This is a genomic window from Rhizobium sp. FG96 (assembly GCF_057808655.1).
In genome coordinates this window covers 26,693-46,236 of the sequence record NZ_JBMDIL010000011.1, presented here as the reverse complement: position 1 = coordinate 46,236, position 19,544 = coordinate 26,693, and the positions used below count along the sequence as shown (strand labels likewise).

Genomic DNA, 19,544 nt, shown 5'->3' with positions numbered 1-19,544 from the left:
AAGCTCGCCTCCCCGCAACCCTGAATCGCATGAATTTCCCCTGCATATCGTCGCAGCGACGCTTGCATTTGCCGCCCGATCTGCTCTGGTACCGGCCGGGAGGACCGAATGTTTTCGCAAACACAATGGCTTAAGAGACCGGACGCGACGCTTGCCTTTCATCATGAGGCGGCGGCAGAGGGCGCGGCACGCGCCATCCTGATCGTCTGCCACGGCCTTGCCGAACATTCGAAACGATACGAGCGCTTCGCCGCGGCGATGGCCGCCCGCGGCTATCACGTCTTCGCCCACGACCACCGCGGCCACGGCGAAACGACGGCGCCCGATGCGCCGATCGGCCAGTTCGCGAGACGGAACGGCGTAACCCGCGTCCAGGAAGACGTCGTCGCCATGCGCGATCACGCCACCGGCCTCTATCCCGGCCTGCCCGTCATCCTCTTCGGCCATTCGATGGGCGGACTGATCGCGCTCAACACGGCGGTCTCCTACCCCGAAAAATTCAATGCCGTCGCAGTCTGGAATTCGAACTTCGCCGTCGGCGCAGCGGGTCGCGCGGCGCAGGCCATCCTGCTTGCCGAGAAAGCCTTGAAGGGCTCGGATGTGCCGAGCGGCCTCTTGCCGAAGCTGACCTTTGCCGCCTGGGGCAAGGCCATCCCCGGCCATCGCACCGCCTTCGACTGGCTGTCGCACGATCCCAACGAAGTCGACAACTATATCGCCGATCCGCTCTGCGGCTTCGATGCCTCGGTATCGCTGTGGCTCGACATTTTCGAGCTGACCTTCCGGGCGCCGAAGACCGAGCATCTGAACCGGCTGCCGAAATCCCTGCCGATCAATCTTGTTGGCGGCGGACAGGATCCGGCGACCGAGCACGGGAAAGCCACAGGATGGCTGTCAAACCATTTGAAACGGCATGGCTTCTCCCGTATCACCACTGAAATATATCAGGACGCCCGGCACGAGACCCTGAACGACACCGGCGCCGCGGCGGCCATCTCGGCCTTCGCCGATTGGTGCGATGGCGTGACGGCACGCTCCTGAGAGCCCCGCAGACAAGAATGGTACGGCAATGAAGACGACAGCATCCTCCGAAGTCACCATGGGCCTGATGCTCATGCTTCTCTCGGTGCTGTTCTCGCCGCTGATCGATATCTTCGCCAAGCTGGCGATCGCCACCGTGCCATCGGCCGAGATCACGGCCGCCCGCTTCGCGGTGCAGGCGATCTGCATGCTGCCGGTCGTCATCTGGCGCAAAAACCTAGCCGATCTCTCGTGGCGGCAGACCTTCTATCACGCGATCCGCGGGATCATCATGACCATCTCGATGATCTCTTTCGTCGCCACGCTGAAATACATGTCGGTCGCCGATGCGATCGCCATCTTCTTCGTCGAGCCGATCATCCTGACGATCCTCAGCAGCATCTTTCTCGGCGAAGCCATCGGCTGGCGGCGCTACACGGCCTGCGGCGTCGGCTTCTTCGGGGCGATCTTGATCATCCAGCCGAGCTTCCAGGAAGTCGGCTTCGTCGCGCTTCTCCCCGTCGTCAGCGCCGTCTGCATCGCCATCTCGGCGATGATGAATCGGGCGCTGGCGCAGCGCGAGGATCCCTGGGTCATGCAGTTCCAGATGGGCCTCTGGGGCCTCTTCTTCTGCTGCATCATTCTCTATATCGGCGAAAGCAGCGGCTCGGATGTGTTCGATCCGGTCATGCCCTCGGCGCTTGCCTTCTTCTATCTCGCCGGCGTCGGCGTCATGGCGGCGATCGCCGGCATTCTCGGCGTTTATGCCTATCGCGCCGCCCCCGCCTCGACGCTGGCGCCGCTGCAATATTTCGAGATCGTCTCGGCGACGATCTTCGCCTGGCTGGTCTTCGGCGATTTCCCGGATGCGCTGAAATGGCTCGGCATCCTGATCATCATAGCGTCGGGCCTCTACATCATCTGGCGCGAGCGGCGCTTTGCATCCAAGCCCGTATCCGATACATCTGAGGCAACACGGGCGCCGTAAAACCGCCCGCGGGAGGAACATGACGGCCACCAGCAAAAAGCCGCCGCTTGATGGCATCAGGGTGATCGAGCTCGCCCGCGTGCTCGCCGGTCCCTGGGCCGGGCAGATGCTGGCCGATCTCGGCGCCGACGTCATCAAGGTCGAAAACCCGGAAGGCGGTGACGATACCCGCCACTGGGGCCCGCCCTTCGTCGAGGGCGCCGACGGCGAAAACCTCTCGGCCGCCTATTACCACTCGACAAACCGCAACAAGCGCTCGATCACCGCCGACCTGAAGACCGAAGAGGGACAGGCGCTGGTGCGCCGTCTCGCGGCAACCGCCGACGTGTTGATCGAGAATTTCAAGCTCGGCGGCCTCGTCAAATACGGGCTGGATTACGAGAGCCTGCGCAAGATCAATCCGAAGCTGGTCTATTGCTCGATCACCGGCTTCGGCCAGACCGGCCCCTATGCCAATCTCGCCGGCTACGATTACATCGTCCAGGGCATGTCCGGCTTCATGTCGATCACCGGCGAACCCGAGGGCCAGCCGATGAAGGCCGGCGTGGCGATCGCCGATATCTTCACCGGTATCTATGCCGTCTCGGCGATCGAGGCGGCGCTGATCCACACACTGAAGACAGGCGAAGGCCAGCTCGTCGACATGGCGCTGCTCGATGTCCAGTCCGCCGTGCTCGCCAACCAGAACATGAACTATCTCGCCGGCGGCCAGGCGCCGGTGCGGCTCGGCAATGCCCATCCGAACATCTCGCCCTATGAGGTGATCCCGGCTGCCGACGGCTACCTCATTCTCGCCGTCGGCAATGACGGCCAGTTCCGCCGCCTCTGCACCATTCTCGGCCTCGAGGGGATCGGCGAGGACGAGCGCTTCGCCACCAACAAGGCCCGCGTCGCCAACCGCGACGAGGTCCGCTGCCTCGTCTCCGGCAAGACCCTGAACTGGCCGAAGGCCGATCTCTTACGGGCCTGCGAGGAAAACGCGGTTCCCGCCGGCGCCATCAATACGATCGAGGAAATGTTTGCCGATCCGCAGGTGATCGCCCGCGGGCTGCGCATCGATCTTGCCGACACCGCCGGGACGATGATCCCTGGCGTCAGAACCCCTGTGGTTCTGTCGGAAACACCGCTACGTTACGAAAGACCGAGCCCGCGCCTCGGCGAGCACCAGGAGGAGGTGCTGGCCGAACTCGAAGCGCTGGAGCAATCGATAAAAGGGAGGACAACGGCATCATGAAGAAATCGGGTGGAGAACTGATCGTCGAAGCGTTGAAGGCCAATGGGGTGACCCGCCTCTCCTGCGTTCCCGGCGAGAGCTTCCTCGCCGTTCTCGATGCCCTTCACGACAGCGATATCGAGGTCGTCGTCTGCCGCCAGGAAGGTGGCGCAGCGATGATGGCCGATTGCTGGGGGCGCCTCACCGGCGAGCCCGGCATCTGCATGGTCACCCGCGGCCCCGGCGCCACCAATGCCTCGGCGGGCCTGCATATTGCCCGCCAGGATTCGATCCCGATGATCCTGTTCATCGGCCAGGTGCAGCGCGATGCCCGTGAGCGCGAAGCCTTCCAGGAGGTCGAATTCCGCCGGGCGCTGACCGAATATGCCAAATGGGTCGGCGAGATCGACGATGCCGCCCGCATCCCGGAATTCGTCACCCGCGCCTTTGCGATCGCCACCTCCGGCCGCCCCGGCCCGGTCGTCCTGTCACTGCCCGAAGACATGCTGCGCGATGAGGTCGAGGCGCCCCGTGCGCGCGCCTACTCCCGCGTCGCAGCCTATCCCGGCCGCCGCCAGGTAGACGACTTCTACATGCGGCTCCTGAAAGCCGAGCGTCCCCTGGTGATCCTCGGTGGCACCCGCTGGGATGCCGATGCCGTCGCCGTTTTCCGCGCCTTCGCCGAGCGATTCAAGCTGCCGGTCGGCTGCTCCTTTCGCCGCCAGATGCTGTTCGACCACCTGCATCCTTCCTATACCGGCGATGTCGGCATCGGCATCAACCCGGCGCTCGCCAAGGAGATCAAGGAAAGCGACCTGCTGATCCTACTCGGCAGCCGCATGTCGGAAATGCCGTCATCGGGCTATACGCTGATCGACATCCCCTACCCGGCGCAGCAGCTCGTCCACATCTATCCCGATCCCTCCGAGCTCGGCCGCATCTACCGGCCAGATCTGGCAATCGCCGCCTCGCCGCAGGATTTCGTCGATGCGCTTGCCGATCTCGAAGCCCCCGCCGAACCGCGCTGGGCAGAGCGCACCGAGCGCATGCACCAGAGCTATCTCGCGTGGTCGAAGCCGCCGCAGACCGGACCCGGCAATGTCCATATGGGCCCGATCATGGACTGGATCGAAGGCAATACGCGCGCCGATACGATCTTCACCAACGGCGCCGGAAACTACGCCACCTGGCTGCACCGCTTCCACCGCTTCCGCCAGTTCAACACCCAGGCTGCCCCGACATCCGGCTCGATGGGCTATGGCCTGCCGGCCGCGGTCGCCGCCAAGAAGCTGTTTCCCGAGCGCGAAGTCATCTGCTTTGCCGGTGACGGCTGCTTCATGATGCACGGCCAGGAGTTCGCCACCGCTGTCCGTTATAATCTGCCGATCATCGTGCTGGTCATCAATAACGGCATCTACGGCACGATCCGCATGCATCAGGAGCGCGAATATCCCGGCCGCGTCAGCGGCACCGATCTCACCAATCCCGATTTCGCAGCGCTGGCCCGCGCCTATGGCGGCCATGGCGAGACGGTGGAGACCACAGCCGATTTCGTCCCCGCCTTCGAGCGGGCGCGTGCCAGCGGCAAGCCCGCCATCATCGAGATCAAGCTCGATCCGGAAGCCATCACACCGGCGCGGACGCTGACGCAGATCCGGACGAAGAGCTGAAAGGCCGCCAAACAAAAAAGCCGGTGGGCGAACCCACCGGCTTCGGATTTCGGAAACAACCGAAATATCAGTCGATCGCCGCGGTGACGATGAACTCGACCTTGTACTTCGGAGCAGCGAGCTTGGCTTCGCTTGTGGCGCGGGCCGGCGTGTTGGCCGGGTCGACCCAGGCTTCCCAGGCAGCGTTCATTTCGGCGAAATCGGAAATGTCGGAGAGGTAGATCAGCGTCTGCAGGATCTTCGACTTGTTCGAGCCGGAAGCTGCCAGCAGGCGGTCGACTTCGGCAAGAGCAGCCTTGCATTGATCGGTGACGGTCTCACCTTCGGCAACCTGGCCGGCGAGATAGACGGTGTTGCCGTGGACGACGGCGCCGCTCATGCGGGGACCGGGGCCGATGCGCTTGATGCTCATGGTTTTCTCCTGAGTTTCTTATGGAATGAAGGGCGCGGAAGCTGGCCGCGCCGGGATATCAGCCGCGAAGGTGATGGCTCTTCTGATAGGTCGCCGTCGAGCGGGCGCCGGAACGGCAGTAGCCGAGCATCGGACGCGGGAATTCGTCGAGCGCATCGACCATGCCGGCAACCGCTTCCTCGGTCACGCCCATCGGGCCGACAGGCACGTGAGCGATGTCGAGGCCAAGCTCCTTGGCGCGCGCTTCGATCACCGAGAACGGCGTCTGGTCCGGGCTTTCGCCATCGGGACGGTGGCAGACGATCGACTTGAAGCCGAGCGCCTTGATCTGGTCAAGATCCTCGACCGAGATCTGGCCGGAAACCGAATATTCGTCGTCGATCGGGCGGATGTCCATCGCGAATGCCTCCTGAAAATGAACGGCAGAAGCTCTACGATGCGTAACCGCGAGCGTCAACAACTCGCTCATAGAAAGGCGAAGGTCAGCCCGTAGCTGCGGCCCTCGCCCGGCTTCAGCATGTTGAACTCGCCTGCCGCTTCCAGCTCGCCGCGCGAGACCCAGCGATGCGTCACCGGCTCGATACCGAGAATATGGGCAGGCTCCTTCTGGTTCCGCCAGACCTGCAGGTAAGGCAGCGTATCGGCGCGCATGCGAACCCTGAGCGTGCGGCCATGGACCGCCTTCATCGGCCCGAGCCGCACCTCGGCATAGCCGCTGTCCGTCGCCGGCGCCTCGACGCAGAAGATGCCGCCGAGTTCCTCGCCGAAGGTCCAGGGAAAACCGCCGCCCTCGAGCATCCTGCCTTCCAGCCGCGTCCCCTCGTCGAACCATTTGCCGCCGACATTCATATGATACATCAGGAAGGTCGGCACCGTCTGGTCACTGGTATTGACGACCTTGTCCTCCAGCGAAACCTCGCCCGTCGCGCCATCGATCTTCCAGAGGCGCTCGATGCGCTGCGGAAGTCCCTCGACGGTGACAAGATCGATATCGGCGCGGCACTCGGCATTGCCGTTCTCGAACTTGGTCCACAACACCGTCGCCTTGTGGCCGGAAACCGAGCCGTGCAGCGGATAGACCGCTCCATCGGTTCGGCCCGGGATCGGCTCGCGGTGGCGGATGTGATCAGGACCGCAGGTAAACAGGAAGCCTTCGAGCGAATGGTCGATGCGCGGATCGCCATCATCGGGGATCGCCCGCTTCGGCGAAATATCGACGCCATCGACGACGCAGGCGCCGATATCCATGACCGACGTTTCATCCAGCATCAGGCGCGGCCCTTTGGCGGCAGCAAATTCGATCATGGCAATCCTCCCCTGTATCAAAACAGCCGTAGGGTTAGGGGTGGCGCAAGCTTTCGTCAATCACGCTGCGCGCAATTGCCCACAACCGGCAATCAACTCGGAACCGTCGAGGCAAACCAAACGTTTAGCCTCACGCAAGTGATCACGGATATTTTCATAATTTGTTCAGTACGAATTCATAAATTCCACACTAGCGTCAAAATTCGCGGGTGTGTGTCGGCCCAGTCACTGGTTGAGGTGTTAGACGTGAATCGCATTTTGAAATATGGCCTGTCGCTCGCCGCCGTCGTTCTGGCCGTCACTGCTGTGATGCCGGAAGCGCAAGCGCAGCAATGGGGTGGCCGCGGCCAGCGCGATGTCGTCATGGTAACGCCGGACGGCCAGATCGTCGATTACATCCCGCCGGGCGCCGACGTCTATTATTCCCGTGACCGCAGCGGCAACCGCGTTCTTGTCGACAGCTACGGCCGGATCGTCGCCACCGAAATGCGCTCGCGCGGCTATTACCCGGCAGCGCCCTCGCGCGATCCCTATAACAACGACCCCTATAATGCCGAGAACGGCGAGCACAGCCGTTACGGCAGCACCCGCTACATCGAGCGCGGCGCCGTGACCGGCTCGATCCCGCGCGATGCGAGCATCGACCGCCAGCCGCTCGACCAGCCCTATCCCGACCAGCAGAACGGCGACTACGCTTCGATCGACCCCGATCAGCAGGCGCCGCAGGTTGAGCAGCCGCGCACTCCCGAAGAGCCTGCGATTACCCTGAAGGGCAAGTCGAAGCCGGAGATCGTCGCACTGCAGGTCTTCCTCGACCGCGCCGGCATATCTCCTGGCGTCATCGACGGCCACATGGGCTCGAACGTCACCAAGGCGATCTACGCCTATAACCAGATGACCGGCGAAAATCTCGATCCGAACAATACGGACGCGATCCTCGAGCAACTGCGCCTTTCCGGCGGCCTGCCCGTCGTCAGCTACACGATCACCCCCTCGGATGCTGCCGGCCCCTATGTCGCGGAAATTCCCGAGGACTACGCCCACAAGGCGCTGCTTCCGTCCCTCGCCTACACCTCCACCACCGAGGCGCTGGCCGAACGCTTCCACATGGACGAAGGCTTCCTGAAGGAAATGAACCCAGGCGTCGATTTCACCGTTCCCGGCACGATCATCAAGGTCGTCAATCCCGGCGACCCCAAGACCGGCACGGTCGCCAAGATCCTCGCCGACAAGGCCAAGAAGCAGGTCTTTGCCTATGACGATGCCGGCAATCTCATCGCCGCCTACCCGGCCTCGATCGGTTCTGCCGACACGCCCTCGCCTTCGGGCACAGTGACGGTCGATCGCGTCGCGCTGAACCCCGGCTATACCTACAACCCGAAGATCAACTTCCAGCAGGGCGCCAACGACAAGGTCCTCAACATCCCGCCAGGCCCGAACGGCCCGGTCGGTACGGTCTGGATCGCGCTCTCCAAGCCGACCTACGGCATTCACGGCACACCGGAGCCCTCGAAGATCGGCCGTACCCAGAGCCACGGCTGTATCCGCCTGACCAACTGGGATGCCACCGAGCTCGCCAAGATGGTCAAGCCCGGCGTCACCGTCGAATTCGTCGACTGACCATTCACAATTGAACAAACAAAAAAGCCGCCGGTCTCCCGGCGGCTTTTTTGTTGTGACGTTTTGCCGATCAGGCAGCGTCGCGCATCAGCAGGCCCGAGAGGCGAGCCGCGATCGGCAGCTTCACCGGCAGCTTGCGCATCATTTCCTCGGCGAAACAGAGAGCGTTCTCGCGCGCCTTGTCGAGATTGGAAACGCGGGTCGGGTCCATGGTCGCAAGCGTGCCGCCGACATCGAAGATATCGCGGAAGGCAGAGCGTTCGATGATCGCCGTATCGAGAACCGGGACATGGCGCTCGTTGAGCAGCGCCTTGACGAGCTGCAGCGCGCGGGTGGTGACCATCGAGTTGACGCGGGTGAGAACGACCGAATGGCCGATCTTGATGCCTGCCTTCTCGTCCAGATACTGCAGCAGTTCCAGAACCTGCGCACCGCCGCGGGCATCCATGGCACAGCCCTGGATCGGGATCAGCACGTGGTCGGAAAGACCGACAGCGGTGGCGAGCAGCGGATTGCGCGCGCCCGGCAGGTCGATGATGAAGTAATCGGTATTCGCCTTGTTCTCGCTGATATGCTGCGGCAGCGATGCGGAGGTGACGAAGTCGATGACGGAAACGTTGTAGACGTTGCCGGAAATCTCATGCCAGCGCGAAATCCAGTGCTGCGGATCGGCGTCGAGAATGGTGACGCGATATCCCTTGCGCGCAAGCTCGGTTGCCAGCAGCAGCACGGCCGTGGTCTTGCCGGCGCCGCCCTTGGTATTTGCAAAAGTAATGACTGGCATATCAGGTCCTCGAATGGAAAAGCCGCGAGCCGGTATCGCTCTCTTACGCACTTTTCGATTCATCGTGCGGTTAATGCATCCTTTCCAATCGTGGTTAACAAAACCTAAACAGACAGCCCGAAATTGCAGCCTGCATTTCTCACATCCCTAGAATTCAGGATGTCCGCGGACAAAAAAAGCCCGGAAAGCCTACGCTTTCCGGGCCAGCTGGTTGGTCCGCCTTATAAGCCTTCCGTTCAGATCTTGCTGCACGCTCCGACATCGGCAGGCCGCACGCGGCCCGCCTTCAGGTCGGCAAGCTGAGGAATCGACGGGTCGTGCCCGCCGATCGTCGCTTCATAGACCGCGCGGTTCATCTTGATCATCCGCCCGCTCGTGGTGAAGCCCACCATGCCGTTGCCGCCGGAATAGGCGGAGCTCGCCCTCAGGCGGCAGAAGAACTTGCTGCCACCCTTGGAAACGACCCAGCCGAGAGCACCGGATTTCCCCTGCCCCATCGGGCCGACGGCATAACCCTGCTTGCCCAGTGCGGAAAAGGATTCGGCATGAGCGGCCGGCGCCCCGAGGACCGCCAGCACAACGCCCAGAACTGCATATCGAAACGAACGGCTCATCTGATCTCCTTAGAAGCAATCCCTGAACAGCGCCTTGGTATTTTCGAGCGTCATCGCAACCGGGTTGCCACCGGCGCTCGGATCTTCGATTGCCATGGCCGAGAGTTCGTCGATCCTGTCGGGCGCGATTCCCATCGCCGAAAGGCTTTCCGGCACGCCGAGCTCAGAGCGCAGCTTCAGCACGTAGTCGTAGAAGCCATCGAAACCGCCGGAAATGCCGAGGTAAGCCGCCGCACGGGCGATCTTGTCTTCGATCGCAGCGCGGTTGAAGCGCAGCACGGCCGGCATGACGACGGCATTGGTCATGCCGTGATGGGTGTTGTAGACGGCACCGATCGGGTGCGACAGCGCGTGAATGGCGCCGAGACCCTTCTGGAACGCGACAGCGCCCATGGCGGCGGCCGACATCATGTTGGCGCGGGCTTCCAGATCCGTGCCTTCCTTATAGGCGCGCGGCAGGAATTCCTTGACGAGGCGCATGCCTTCAAGCGCGATGCCCGCGGACATCGGATGATAGAAGGGCGAGGAATAGGCTTCCAGGCAATGCGCGAAGGCATCCATGCCGGTACCGGCGGTGATGATCTTCGGCATGCCGACCGTCAGTTCCGGATCGGAGATGACGACGCCGGGCAGGAACTTCGGATGGAAGATGATCTTCTTCACATGCGTCGCCGAATTGGTGATGACGCTGGCGCGGCCGACTTCCGAGCCCGTGCCCGCCGTCGTCGGCACGGCGACGATCGGCGCAATACCTTCAACGCTGGCGCGCGTCCACCAGTCACCGATATCCTCGAAATCCCAGACCGGGCGCGTCTGGCCGGCCATGAAGGCCACGCACTTGCCGAGATCGAGACCGGAGCCGCCGCCGAAGGCGACGACGCCGTCATGACCGCCATCCTTGAAGGCCTTGACACCGGCTTCGAGGTTCTTCTCGTTCGGGTTCGGATCGACATCGGCGAAAATGGCGCGGCCGAGACCGGCGTCTTCGAGAATGTCGAGCGCGTTCTTGGTGATCGCCATCGAGGCGAGGCCCCGATCGGTGACCAGCAGCGGCTTCTTCATGCCGAGGCTCTTGCAGGCGTCGGCGAGCTCCTTGATGCGGCCGCGGCCGAGCTTGACCGCTGTCGGGTAGCTCCAGTTGGCTGTGATGTTGCTGCTCATGCTGTAACTTTCTTCAGGTGATAGGATTTCGGACGCGTCAGGTTCTGGAAGCCGATGATCGACAGCGAGCCGCCGCGACCGGTTTCCTTGACGCCGGTCCAGCAAAGCGCCGGATCCAGATAGTCGGCGCGGTTCATGAAGACCGTTCCGGTTTCGATTTCGCGGCCGAGGCGCCCTGCCCGTTCGGCATCCTTGGTCCAGAGCGAGGCGGTCAGGCCGTACTGGCTGTCATTCATCAGCGCCAGCGCCTCCTCATCGGACTTGACCTTCATGATGCCGACGGCCGGACCGAAGGTTTCTTCGCGCATGAACTCCATCGAATGATCGACGTTCACAAGGATCTGCGGAGCGAGATAGGCGCCGCCATCGTCCTGCGGGAAGAGCTTCGGATCGACCAGCGCCTTGGCACCCTTGGAAACCGCATCGGCGATCTGCTCGCGCACCACCTTGGCAAAGCGCTTGTTCGCCATCGGGCCGAGAGAGGTCTCGGGATCGAGCGGATTGCCGAGCTTGTAGTTCGACACCCAGGCGACCGACTTCTCCACGAAAGAGTCATAGAGCGACTCGTGCACATAGATGCGCTCGATACCGCAGCAGCACTGACCGGAATTGTAGGTCGCGCCATCCATCAGCGTATCGACGGCAGCGTCGAGATCGGCATCTTCCATGACATAGCCCGGATCCTTGCCGCCGAGCTCGAGGCCGAGACCGGTGAAGGTGCCGGCTGCCGCCCGCTCCATCGAACGTCCACCTTCGACCGAACCGGTGAAGTTGACGAAATTGAAGCTGCCGGCAGCGATCAGCGCCGAAGTCGTCTGGTGATCGAGGACGACATTCTGGAAAACATCCTCGGGAACGCCGGCTTCGACAAAGGCCTGCACCAACCGCTCTCCGACCAGTAGCGTCTGCGACGCATGCTTCAGCACCACGGTATTGCCGGCCATCAGCGCCGGAGCGATCGTGTTGATCGCCGTCATGTAGGGATAGTTCCACGGCGCCACGACGAAGACGACGCCATGCGCTTCGCGCTCGATGCGGCGCTCGAACTTGTCGCTCTCCTCGACGACGAGTGGCGCCAGTGCTTCCGCCGCGATCGACGCAACATAGTTGGAGCGCTCGTTGAAGCCCTTGTACTCACCGCCATAACGGATCGGACGGCCCATCTGCCAGGCGATCTCGGGAACGACCACGTCGGACATCTCGTTAAGACGCGCGACACCCTTCAGCACCAGTTGAACGCGGTCTTCGAGCGGACGCTTGGCCCAGCTTTTCTGCGCCTTGCGCGCGCGGGCCACGGCTTCCTTCGCCGCCTCCAGCGAGAGCGCCGGACGCTCCGCGTAAACCGATCCATCGACCGGCGATATGCATTGGATAATAGTCATCAGTTATGCTCCAGACTTAACAGGCCAGCGTGCGGACATGCCCCGCAGCGCCATAGGAAAGAATTGCGCGATCGCGCGTGATGATCGTCAGGTCGTTTTCCCGCGCGGTCGCAATCAGTATGCGATCGATGGGGTCTTTATGAATCAGTTGCGGCAATGAGCAGGACGCCATGAAGATGTTTGCGGTCACTGGTTGTTCGTCAATGTCTGCTTCGAGCCTGAAGTCGTTGTACCACCTCTCCGCGCTCTTGGTTTCGCGAATGCGCCCTCGTGCCAAAAGCATCGCCATCTCCCATGCCGTCACAGCGGAAACGAAAACCGGCAGCTGAGCAGCTTTCGCATCCGCAAGCGCGGCCAAGGCCTTTTCGGCCAAGGGCTCGCTCCTCGTCATCCAGATTGCGGCGCAGGTATCGAGCAGAAAAGCACTACTCATTGTATAGCTTCTCGCCCCACTCCTCGTCCCAGTCCATTGGCGCGGTCAGATCGACTCCCGGCATGATGGTCAGCGTCCCCTTCATGCATCCCCACGCGGGGTGCACTTCCAGCAGCGTCCCATCGTCCAGTTCCATCCAGCGCTTGCCATCCTTGTAGATGACATCGTCCTCCGTAAACATCTTCACCGGCGGCTCATCCAGTTGCGCCGGATTGCCGCCTGCACTTTCATAGCCTGCCTGCTTCTTCTCGGCGAACCCGGCGAGGTCACCGCGCCGATGCGCCGCAACCTCATCCAACGGAACGCCGATATAATCGGCGATCTGATCCTGCTCCTCAGCGCTCATCTTCCGTTCGCCGTTCAGCATGCGCGACACCGCACTCGGATCAAGCCCCATGAAACGGGCCATATCGCGAAGCGAGGAGCCTCGCTCCGAAAGCTTTTCATAGAACCATGCGCTGTCGATCACACCCATGTCGATCTCCTCTGAAAACGCAGATCACATTAGCATAATGCGACCAACGCAACAATCAGAGCGAGTGTTGCGATTATCTCAAGCTCTCTCGAACCCTCTCGCCACCTCCCAGTCCGTGATGCGGCGGTCGTATTCCTCCTGCTCCCATTCGGCAGCGCGGGTGTAGTGGTCGATGACGTCGTCGCCGAAGGCGCTGCGCAGCATCTTCGACTTGGTCATTGCCGTGGTTGCCGAGCGCAGCGTCCGCGGGATCTCGCGCACCTTGCGGGCGCCATAGGCATCTCCCACGAAGGGCGCTTCGAGTTCAAGCTTGTTCTCGATGCCGTCGATGCCTGCGGCAATCAGCGCGGCGAAAGCGAGATAGGGATTGAGATCGGAGCCGCCGACGCGGCATTCGATGCGGATCGCCTTGGTGCCGTCGCCGCAGAGGCGATAGCCGGCGGTACGGTTATCCTTGCTCCAGATCGCCTTGGTCGGCGCGAACGTACCGGCCATGAAGCGCTTGTAGGAGTTGATGTAGGGCGCCAGGAAATAGGTGATCTCGCTCGCGTGCGCGAGCAGACCGGCCACATACTGCTCCATCAGCTTCGACATGCCATACTTGCCCTTCTCGTCGAAGAACAGCGGCTTGCCGTCGAGGCTCCAGAGCGACTGGTGAATATGCGACGAGCTGCCGGCTGCGTTGTAATGCCACTTGGCGAGGAAGGTGATGGCCTTGCCCTTCGACCAGGCAATTTCCTTGCAGCCGTTCTTGATGATCGTATGGCGGTCGGCCATCGTCAGGGCCTCGGCATAGCGGACGTTGATCTCCTCCTGCCCGGCAGAAGCCTCGCCCTTCGAGTTCTCGACCGGGATCTCGGCGCCCTGCAGGCCGGTGCGGATCGCCCGCATCACTTCCTCTTCCTTGGTCGTCTGGAAGATGTGGTAGTCCTCGTTATAGGCGCTGGCGAGCTTCAGGTTGCGATATCCGGAAGCATGGGCAGATTCATAGGTCTGGTCGAACAGGAAGAATTCGAGCTCCGAAGCCATGAACGGCTTCATGCCCATCGCCTCCAGGCGCTTCACCTGCTTCTTCAGGATGGCGCGCGGCGAATGCGGCACTTCCTCATGCGTATGGTGATCGAGCAGGTCGCAGAGAACGAGCGCCGTGCCCTCGAGCCAGGGAATGCGGCGCAGCGTCGAAAGATCCGGCTTCATCGTATAGTCGCCGTAGCCCTTTTCCCAGCTCGTCGCCTTGTAGCCAGAGACCGTCTCCATCTCCATGTCGGTCGCAACGAGATAGTTGCAGCTATGCGTTTCCTTCCAGGCGCTGTCGAGGAAATATTCGGCCTGGAAGCGCTTGCCCATCAGGCGGCCCTGCATGTCGATCTGGCACGCCAGAACCGTATCGATGCGGCCCTCGGCCACGTCCTTCTTGAGATCGTCGAGAGTATAGCTGGTCGTCATCTTTTACCCGCCTGCTTCTTTTGAATTGAGAATTCGGAACAACGAAAGGGCATGCAGCGGCAGGCGATGCCTGCCCGATGCTTTTTCATTGAACCGGGGATGGGGCCGCGTGCGCCGCGGCCCCGCCATTCGAGAGGGAAGCCTCTAGCCTTAGTGCTGGCCCACAGCCCTTTCGGCAGCGGCGATCTCCGCCTGACGGCGCGCCACTTCGTCGCCGATCGGCGGGCCCTTGAAGCGGCGCTTCTCGAAGCCGAACCAGACGATGCCGGTCAGAACGAGGAAGCCGACCGTCACATAGAGAGCCGGACCATTCGGCGGCTGAACGCCGAGGATGAAGATCAGGATCATGGCGAGAACGGTGAGGACCGCAAAGAGCTTGAAGACGCCTTCGCCGAGGTTCCACGGACCCATCTTGTCCCACTTCGACGTACCCCAGGCGAAGAGACCGAGCGTGATCGGGATCGCGAAGGAGAAGAACAGGAAGATGACCGTGCACGAGACGACGATGGTATAAACCGGCGTGTCACCGATCGAAACCAGCGACGAGCCCCAGACGAACAGCACCGATAGGATCGAGCCCGTCCAGATCGCGGCAACCGGCGTGCGGTATTTCGGGCTGACCTTGGCGAGCGCCTTGGAAGCCGGAAGGCCGCCGTCACGCGAGAAGGCGAAGATCATGCGCGAAACGGATGTCACCGTCGCAAGGCCGCACAGCCACTGGCTGACGAGGATTGCGAAATAGAGGATGTCCTTGACGACAGGATTGACCTGCGCGTCCATCGCCCAGAAGAACACGTTCCAGCCCTGCTTTGCAGCATCGTCCATGTTCGGCAGCATGAGGACGAAGGAGCACAGCATGATGTAGCCGAACAGCGCCGACCACAGGACCGACGAAACCATGCCGCGCGGAACCGAGTGGGCCGCCTTGACGGTTTCTTCCGACGTATGGGCCGAAGCGTCATAGCCGGTGATCGTGTAGATCGGCAGCAGCAGACCAAGCAGGAACACCCAGGCGCCCGATGTCGCCGGCCAGACGTTGCCACCCGCTTCGCCGGAATAGTTGGCGAAGGTGAAGAGGCGGCCGATCTCGTAGGACGGCGCGGCAAACAGGCAAACGGCCGAAAGCACGATGGCCGTTGCGAAGATCAGGTAGCCCGAGAAGTCCGTGAGCTTTGCCGTCAGGCCGATGCCCATGTGGTTCACGAGCGCCTGTGCGCCGGTGATGACGATGAGGAAGACGATGCGGACCGCAGTCGTATCCGTCAGGCCGAAATAGCTGGTGCCGAAGGAACCCATGAAGAAGTAGTAGGTGCCGACGTTGATGGCGCCGAGAACGGTGACCAGACCAAGCAGGTTGAACCATGCAGTCAGCCATCCGGTGAAACGGTTGCCGAGGATCGAACCCCAGTGATAGAGGCCGCCGGCCGTCGGATAGGCAGAGCTGATCTGCGCCATCGCCACGGCGAAGACGAGCGATACGAAGCAGCCGATCGGCCAGCCGATGCCGATTGCCGCGCCACCTGCGCCTGCGGTGGCCTGAGCCAGCGAGTTGATGCCGCCGGAGAGAATGCAAATAATCGAGAATGACACTGCGAAGTTCGAGAACGAGCTCATCCGCCGTTCAAGTTCCTGGGCATAGCCCATGGAATGCAGGACGCTCATATCCTGCTTTTTATCCAGATCGGTATAGTCAGACATGACTTCCCCCTGTTAGCGATCGGCCGCGGGATTGCGGTCGATCCTGTGCCAAATTGTCCGTGGCATTTGCCATCGGACGTCCGCAGCTAAGCTGCTCCCTGGGGCCGTTTTCTTTTTATAGTCAGCCTTCCAGACACTGCTGGAGAAGCCCTGTGAGATAGTCGGCCATGACCCCTTGACCGGCATCGTCATTGATAAGGTCGTTGCGGACCTCGATCATTACATTGCGGAACCCGTTGGAAACCCCGTGCAGGATGAGCGTATGCGTCACGCCGTCTGCAGGGCCGTAGGGTTCATTGCGTTCTGTCTTGTAGAGCGGCGCATCGGCCGCGGCCGTCAGCATCTTGTCCGCGAGGCGGCTGTCGGCATCGTGCAGGATACCGAGCTCGACTGCACGCGGCTTGCCGTTGAAGACAGGCGTAAAGCTGTGGATTGTGACAACCACACTCTCCTGTCCCCTCGCCTTGCGCTCCGCAATCAGCTCGCGCACGGCATTGTGAAAGGGAATGTACAGCGCTTCGGTGCGCGCCTGCCGCGCTTCGGAAGTGAGTCCCTGGTTGCCGGGAATGGCGTAGATCTCGCTCTTCTCCGGCATTGCGCCCGGCGCTTCCGGTGGCCGGTTGCAATCGTAGATCAGACGAGAAAAACGCTGGTAGACGAGCGTCGCATCCAGCGCTGTCGAAATCCCGCGCGCCACCGCCAGAGCGCCTGGATCCCAGGCGATGTGGCTTTCCAGTGCATCCTTCGAAAGGCCGAGATCGCCGAAGGCTTCCGGCAGGGTCCGCGACGCGTGTTCGCAGATGACAAGCACCAGGCTCTTGCCGCCGCGCCGCTCGATGCCGGCGCAACTTCCTTCTGCTTCGCTTAGGACCTTGAACTCGTTGAGCACGTGGGCTGCGCCTCGCCAGATGGCTTTATAAAAAATTAATAAGAAAAGAATTCTTCAGCTTTTCCACACTGTCAAGCGCGCTCTGAAAATTTCTTTTCATGACAATGGTTGACATGGATTGTGACAGCGTTGTTAACTTTGAGTGGGAAAGTGGCACCTGACGCAAAGGGAAAGCGTCGGGATCAAAACAAGCCATTCCCGGGGAGCAAGATCGAGTGAACGCCGCGTCGAAGACGGTCTCGGACGTAATCCATTCGCATTTCGACGTGCTGACGCGCGCCGAGAAGCAATTGGCCGAAAGTCTGCTGGACAACTACCCGGTCTCAGGACTGGGCAGCATCACGACCATTGCCGAAAATGCCGGCGTTTCCACGCCCACGGTCGTGCGCATGGTCCAGAAGCTCGGCTTCAAGGGATACCCGGATTTCCAGGCGCACCTGCATCAGGAAGTCGAGGCGACGATCTCCAATCCGATCGCCAAGCATGACCGCTGGGCCTCGAATGCGCCGGGCACCCACATTCTCAATCGTTTCGCCGATGCCATCATCGGCAATCTGCGCCAGACGCTCGGCGATCTCGACACCGCGACCTTCGATAGCGTCGCCTCGCTGCTGTCGGACCGCAAGCGCGGCCTCTATTTCGTCGGCGGCCGCATCACCGGCGCGCTCGCCGAGTATTTCTTCACCCATATGCAGGTCATCCGGCCGAACACCGCCCTGCTCTCCTCCAATTCGTCGAGCTGGCCGCAATACGTTCTCAATATGAACGCCGGCGACCTGCTGATCATCTTCGACATCCGCCGCTACGAGCAGGAGATGGTGAGCCTGGCACAGGCAGCGCGCAAGCGCGGCGCCGAGATCATCGTCTTCACCGACCAGTGGGGATCGCCCGCCGCCAAGCTCGCCAGGCACGCCTTTCGCGTCCAGATCGAGGCGCCGTCGGCCTGGGATTCATCCGTCGTCACTCTCTTCATTGTCGAGGCGCTGATCGAAGCGGTCCAGAGCTCGACATGGGACGAAACGAAGGAGCGCATGAAAACGCTGGAGGGTCTGTTCGAACAGACCAGGCTCTTCCGCAAACTTGGGTAAGAGGGAAAGGGGCAAGATTAAATAAAATCAATGAAGGCGCAGACAAAATAGAGCGGCGTGTCGCAAACGGAACAGCACCGGCAACCGCCTGCAATCAAAAGAAAAATTAACGTCACGCGACTGTCATACAAGCTTCATGCAAGGTCAGTAACAGCTTCGCCAGACCACTGAAAACCGAAGGAGAACAACAGTGATCTCTAACATTTCTCGACTGCTTTCGCTTTCTACTGCGATCGTCGTTGCTTCGACTGCAATTGCTGCAGCTGAGCCGAGCGCCGACCTGATCGCTGCCGCCAAGAAGGAAGGCACGCTGACGACCATCGCTCTGCCGCACAACTGGTGCGGTTACGGCGACGTCATCGCAGGCTTCAAGGCCAAGTACGGCATCGAAGTCAACGAACTGAACCCGGATGCAGGTTCGGGCGACGAAATCGAAGCAATCAAGGCCAACAAGGGCAACACCGGCCCGCAGGCTCCTGACGTCATCGACGTCGGTCTCTCCTTCGGCCCGTCGGCCAAGGCTGAAGGCCTGATCCAGCCGTACAAGGTCTCCACCTGGGATTCCATTCCGGACTCTGCAAAGGACGCTGACGGCTACTGGTACGGCGATTACTACGGCGTTCTCTCGTTCGTCGTAAACACCGACATCGTCAAGAACGTCCCGAAGGATTGGGCCGACCTGAAGAAGCCGGAATACGCCAACTCGATCTCGCTCGCTGGTGACCCGCGCGCTTCGAACCAGGCTGTCCAGGCTGTTTACGCTGCTGGCCTTGCTGCCGGCGAAAAGGACGCAACGAAGGCTGGTGAAGCAGGTCTTTCCTACTTCGCAGAGCTCAACAAGGCCGGCAACCTCGTTCCGGTTATCGGCAAGTCCGCTTCGCTCGCTCAGGGCTCGACCCCGATCGTCGTCGCCTGGGACTACAACGGTCTCTCCTGGCGCGACAGCCTGAACGGCAACCCGCCGGTTGAAGTCGTCGTTCCGACCTCGGGCGTTGTCGCTGGCGTTTACGTCCAGGCGATCTCCGCTTTCGCTCCGCACCCGAACGCTGCGAAGCTCTGGATGGAATACCTCTATTCGGACGAAGGTCAGCTCGGCTGGCTGAAGGGCTATTGCCACCCGATCCGCTTCAACGACCTCGCCCAGAAGGGCAAGGTTCCGAAGGAACTGCTCGACAAGCTGCCGCCGGCTGAAGGCTATGCAAAGGCCGTCTTCCCGACGCTCGACGAGCAGGACAAGGGCAAGGCTGCTATCACCGGCAAGTGGGATAGCGTCGTCGGCGCCAACGTTCAGTAATATCTGCTGCCATGCCTCCCCGCCCACGGCGGGGAGGTTCTTTTTCCCCTCG

19 protein-coding genes are annotated in these 19,544 nt (G+C 61.6%); 7 read left to right on the top strand and 12 right to left on the bottom strand.

Going from position 1 to position 19,544, the window contains the following annotated elements; genetic code table 11:
• The first annotated feature begins 108 nt into the window (after positions 1-108).
• Genes ACODR6_RS21230 through ACODR6_RS21215 form a run of 4 tightly spaced genes read left to right on the top strand, consistent with a single transcriptional unit; the run spans position 109 to position 4,891 of the window.
• Positions 109-1,041, top strand: a complete 933-nt coding sequence (locus ACODR6_RS21230) for an alpha/beta fold hydrolase (protein ID WP_489024287.1) — start codon at positions 109-111, stop codon at positions 1,039-1,041.
• A gap of 28 nt (positions 1,042-1,069) precedes the next feature.
• On the top strand, positions 1,070-2,008 hold the full coding sequence (locus ACODR6_RS21225) for a DMT family transporter (RefSeq protein ID WP_112715522.1): 939 nt from the start codon (positions 1,070-1,072) through the stop codon (positions 2,006-2,008).
• 19 nt (positions 2,009-2,027) lie between these two features.
• Positions 2,028-3,242 carry a succinate--glutarate CoA-transferase gene (gene caiB, locus ACODR6_RS21220; RefSeq protein WP_489024284.1) on the top strand — a complete coding sequence of 405 codons (1,215 nt, stop codon included), beginning with the start codon at positions 2,028-2,030 and terminating at the stop codon, positions 3,240-3,242.
• Complete coding sequence (locus tag ACODR6_RS21215) at positions 3,239-4,891, top strand: thiamine pyrophosphate-binding protein (protein ID WP_489024282.1); 1,653 nt, start codon at positions 3,239-3,241, stop codon at positions 4,889-4,891. Before caiB ends, ACODR6_RS21215 begins: the two co-directional genes overlap by 4 nt.
• A 67-nt stretch (positions 4,892-4,958) precedes the next feature.
• On the opposite strand, the gene ACODR6_RS21210 is transcribed toward ACODR6_RS21215, so the two are convergent.
• The 3 genes from ACODR6_RS21210 to ACODR6_RS21200 all read right to left on the bottom strand — a co-directional run bounded on the left by ACODR6_RS21210 (position 4,959) and on the right by ACODR6_RS21200 (position 6,608).
• Positions 4,959-5,303: a RidA family protein gene (locus ACODR6_RS21210; RefSeq protein ID WP_489024280.1), complete on the bottom strand. Its 345-nt coding sequence runs from the start codon at positions 5,301-5,303 to the stop codon at positions 4,959-4,961.
• 58 nt (positions 5,304-5,361) lie between these two features.
• The gene (locus ACODR6_RS21205) at positions 5,362-5,700 is read right to left on the bottom strand and encodes a protein tyrosine phosphatase family protein (RefSeq protein ID WP_112715530.1); all 339 of its coding nucleotides are present in this window, start codon (positions 5,698-5,700) and stop codon (positions 5,362-5,364) included.
• Positions 5,701-5,768: 68 nt separating this feature from the next.
• Positions 5,769-6,608 (bottom strand): DUF4432 family protein, encoded by an 840-nt coding sequence (locus ACODR6_RS21200; RefSeq protein WP_489024277.1) that lies wholly within the window; start codon positions 6,606-6,608, stop codon positions 5,769-5,771.
• 246 nt (positions 6,609-6,854) lie between these two features.
• Here ACODR6_RS21200 and ACODR6_RS21195 point away from each other — a divergent pair, with 246 nt between their 5' ends.
• On the top strand, positions 6,855-8,228 hold the full coding sequence (locus ACODR6_RS21195; protein ID WP_489024275.1) for a L,D-transpeptidase: 1,374 nt from the start codon (positions 6,855-6,857) through the stop codon (positions 8,226-8,228).
• Positions 8,229-8,298: 70 nt separating this feature from the next.
• Here ACODR6_RS21195 and ACODR6_RS21190 read toward each other — a convergent pair whose 3' ends face one another.
• The 9 genes from ACODR6_RS21190 to ACODR6_RS21150 form a co-directional block, all read right to left on the bottom strand.
• On the bottom strand, positions 8,299-9,012 hold the full coding sequence (locus tag ACODR6_RS21190; RefSeq protein ID WP_112715536.1) for an AAA family ATPase: 714 nt from the start codon (positions 9,010-9,012) through the stop codon (positions 8,299-8,301).
• 236 nt (positions 9,013-9,248) lie between these two features.
• A complete protein-coding gene (locus ACODR6_RS21185) occupies positions 9,249-9,626 on the bottom strand; it encodes a hypothetical protein (protein ID WP_112715538.1) in 378 nt (125 codons plus the stop codon).
• Positions 9,627-9,635: 9 nt separating this feature from the next.
• Complete coding sequence (locus ACODR6_RS21180; protein ID WP_489024272.1) at positions 9,636-10,787, bottom strand: iron-containing alcohol dehydrogenase; 1,152 nt, start codon at positions 10,785-10,787, stop codon at positions 9,636-9,638.
• Positions 10,784-12,169, bottom strand: a complete 1,386-nt coding sequence (locus ACODR6_RS21175) for an aldehyde dehydrogenase family protein (protein ID WP_489024270.1) — start codon at positions 12,167-12,169, stop codon at positions 10,784-10,786. Before ACODR6_RS21175 ends, ACODR6_RS21180 begins: the two co-directional genes overlap by 4 nt.
• Positions 12,170-12,185: 16 nt before the next feature.
• Entirely contained in the window at positions 12,186-12,602 is a 417-nt protein-coding gene (locus ACODR6_RS21170; protein ID WP_489024268.1) for a type II toxin-antitoxin system VapC family toxin, read from the bottom strand.
• A complete protein-coding gene (locus ACODR6_RS21165; RefSeq protein ID WP_489024266.1) occupies positions 12,595-13,077 on the bottom strand; it encodes a helix-turn-helix domain-containing protein in 483 nt (160 codons plus the stop codon). Before ACODR6_RS21165 ends, ACODR6_RS21170 begins: the two co-directional genes overlap by 8 nt.
• Positions 13,078-13,155: 78 nt before the next feature.
• Entirely contained in the window at positions 13,156-14,523 is a 1,368-nt protein-coding gene (locus ACODR6_RS21160) for a glutamine synthetase family protein (protein WP_130277965.1), read from the bottom strand.
• Positions 14,524-14,673: 150 nt separating this feature from the next.
• Positions 14,674-16,221 (bottom strand): amino acid permease, encoded by a 1,548-nt coding sequence (locus ACODR6_RS21155; protein WP_489024264.1) that lies wholly within the window; start codon positions 16,219-16,221, stop codon positions 14,674-14,676.
• Positions 16,222-16,342: 121 nt separating this feature from the next.
• Positions 16,343-17,110 (bottom strand): N-formylglutamate amidohydrolase, encoded by a 768-nt coding sequence (locus ACODR6_RS21150; protein WP_489024262.1) that lies wholly within the window; start codon positions 17,108-17,110, stop codon positions 16,343-16,345.
• A 215-nt stretch (positions 17,111-17,325) separates the two neighbouring features.
• On the opposite strand from ACODR6_RS21150, the gene ACODR6_RS21145 reads away from it, so the two are divergent.
• Both ACODR6_RS21145 and ACODR6_RS21140 read left to right on the top strand, forming a co-directional pair.
• Positions 17,326-18,198 carry a MurR/RpiR family transcriptional regulator gene (locus ACODR6_RS21145; protein WP_025555491.1) on the top strand — a complete coding sequence of 291 codons (873 nt, stop codon included), beginning with the start codon at positions 17,326-17,328 and terminating at the stop codon, positions 18,196-18,198.
• 190 nt (positions 18,199-18,388) lie between these two features.
• Positions 18,389-19,492, top strand: coding sequence for an ABC transporter substrate-binding protein (locus ACODR6_RS21140; RefSeq protein WP_025555490.1), 1,104 nt, complete (start codon positions 18,389-18,391; stop codon positions 19,490-19,492).
• Positions 19,493-19,544 lie beyond the last annotated feature (52 nt).

Bases quoted from the DNA above. Each gene is read 5' to 3' on its own strand.
- ACODR6_RS21210 (WP_489024280.1), bottom strand. From the start codon at position 5,303: ATGAGCATCAAGCGCATCGGCCCCGGTCCCCGCATGAGCGGCGCCGTC.
- ACODR6_RS21160 (WP_130277965.1), bottom strand. From the start codon at position 14,523: ATGACGACCAGCTATACTCTCGACGATCTCAAGAAGGACGTGGCCGAG.
- ACODR6_RS21170 (WP_489024268.1), bottom strand. From the start codon at position 12,602: ATGAGTAGTGCTTTTCTGCTCGATACCTGCGCCGCAATCTGGATGACG.
- ACODR6_RS21155 (WP_489024264.1), bottom strand. From the start codon at position 16,221: ATGTCTGACTATACCGATCTGGATAAAAAGCAGGATATGAGCGTCCTG.
- ACODR6_RS21185 (WP_112715538.1), bottom strand. From the start codon at position 9,626: ATGAGCCGTTCGTTTCGATATGCAGTTCTGGGCGTTGTGCTGGCGGTC.
- ACODR6_RS21175 (WP_489024270.1), bottom strand. From the start codon at position 12,169: ATGACTATTATCCAATGCATATCGCCGGTCGATGGATCGGTTTACGCG.
- ACODR6_RS21225 (WP_112715522.1), top strand. From the start codon at position 1,070: ATGAAGACGACAGCATCCTCCGAAGTCACCATGGGCCTGATGCTCATG.
- ACODR6_RS21205 (WP_112715530.1), bottom strand. From the start codon at position 5,700: ATGGACATCCGCCCGATCGACGACGAATATTCGGTTTCCGGCCAGATC.
- ACODR6_RS21180 (WP_489024272.1), bottom strand. From the start codon at position 10,787: ATGAGCAGCAACATCACAGCCAACTGGAGCTACCCGACAGCGGTCAAG.
- ACODR6_RS21230 (WP_489024287.1), top strand. From the start codon at position 109: ATGTTTTCGCAAACACAATGGCTTAAGAGACCGGACGCGACGCTTGCC.
- ACODR6_RS21215 (WP_489024282.1), top strand. From the start codon at position 3,239: ATGAAGAAATCGGGTGGAGAACTGATCGTCGAAGCGTTGAAGGCCAAT.
- ACODR6_RS21190 (WP_112715536.1), bottom strand. From the start codon at position 9,012: ATGCCAGTCATTACTTTTGCAAATACCAAGGGCGGCGCCGGCAAGACC.
- ACODR6_RS21165 (WP_489024266.1), bottom strand. From the start codon at position 13,077: ATGGGTGTGATCGACAGCGCATGGTTCTATGAAAAGCTTTCGGAGCGA.
- caiB (WP_489024284.1), top strand. From the start codon at position 2,028: ATGACGGCCACCAGCAAAAAGCCGCCGCTTGATGGCATCAGGGTGATC.
- ACODR6_RS21200 (WP_489024277.1), bottom strand. From the start codon at position 6,608: ATGATCGAATTTGCTGCCGCCAAAGGGCCGCGCCTGATGCTGGATGAA.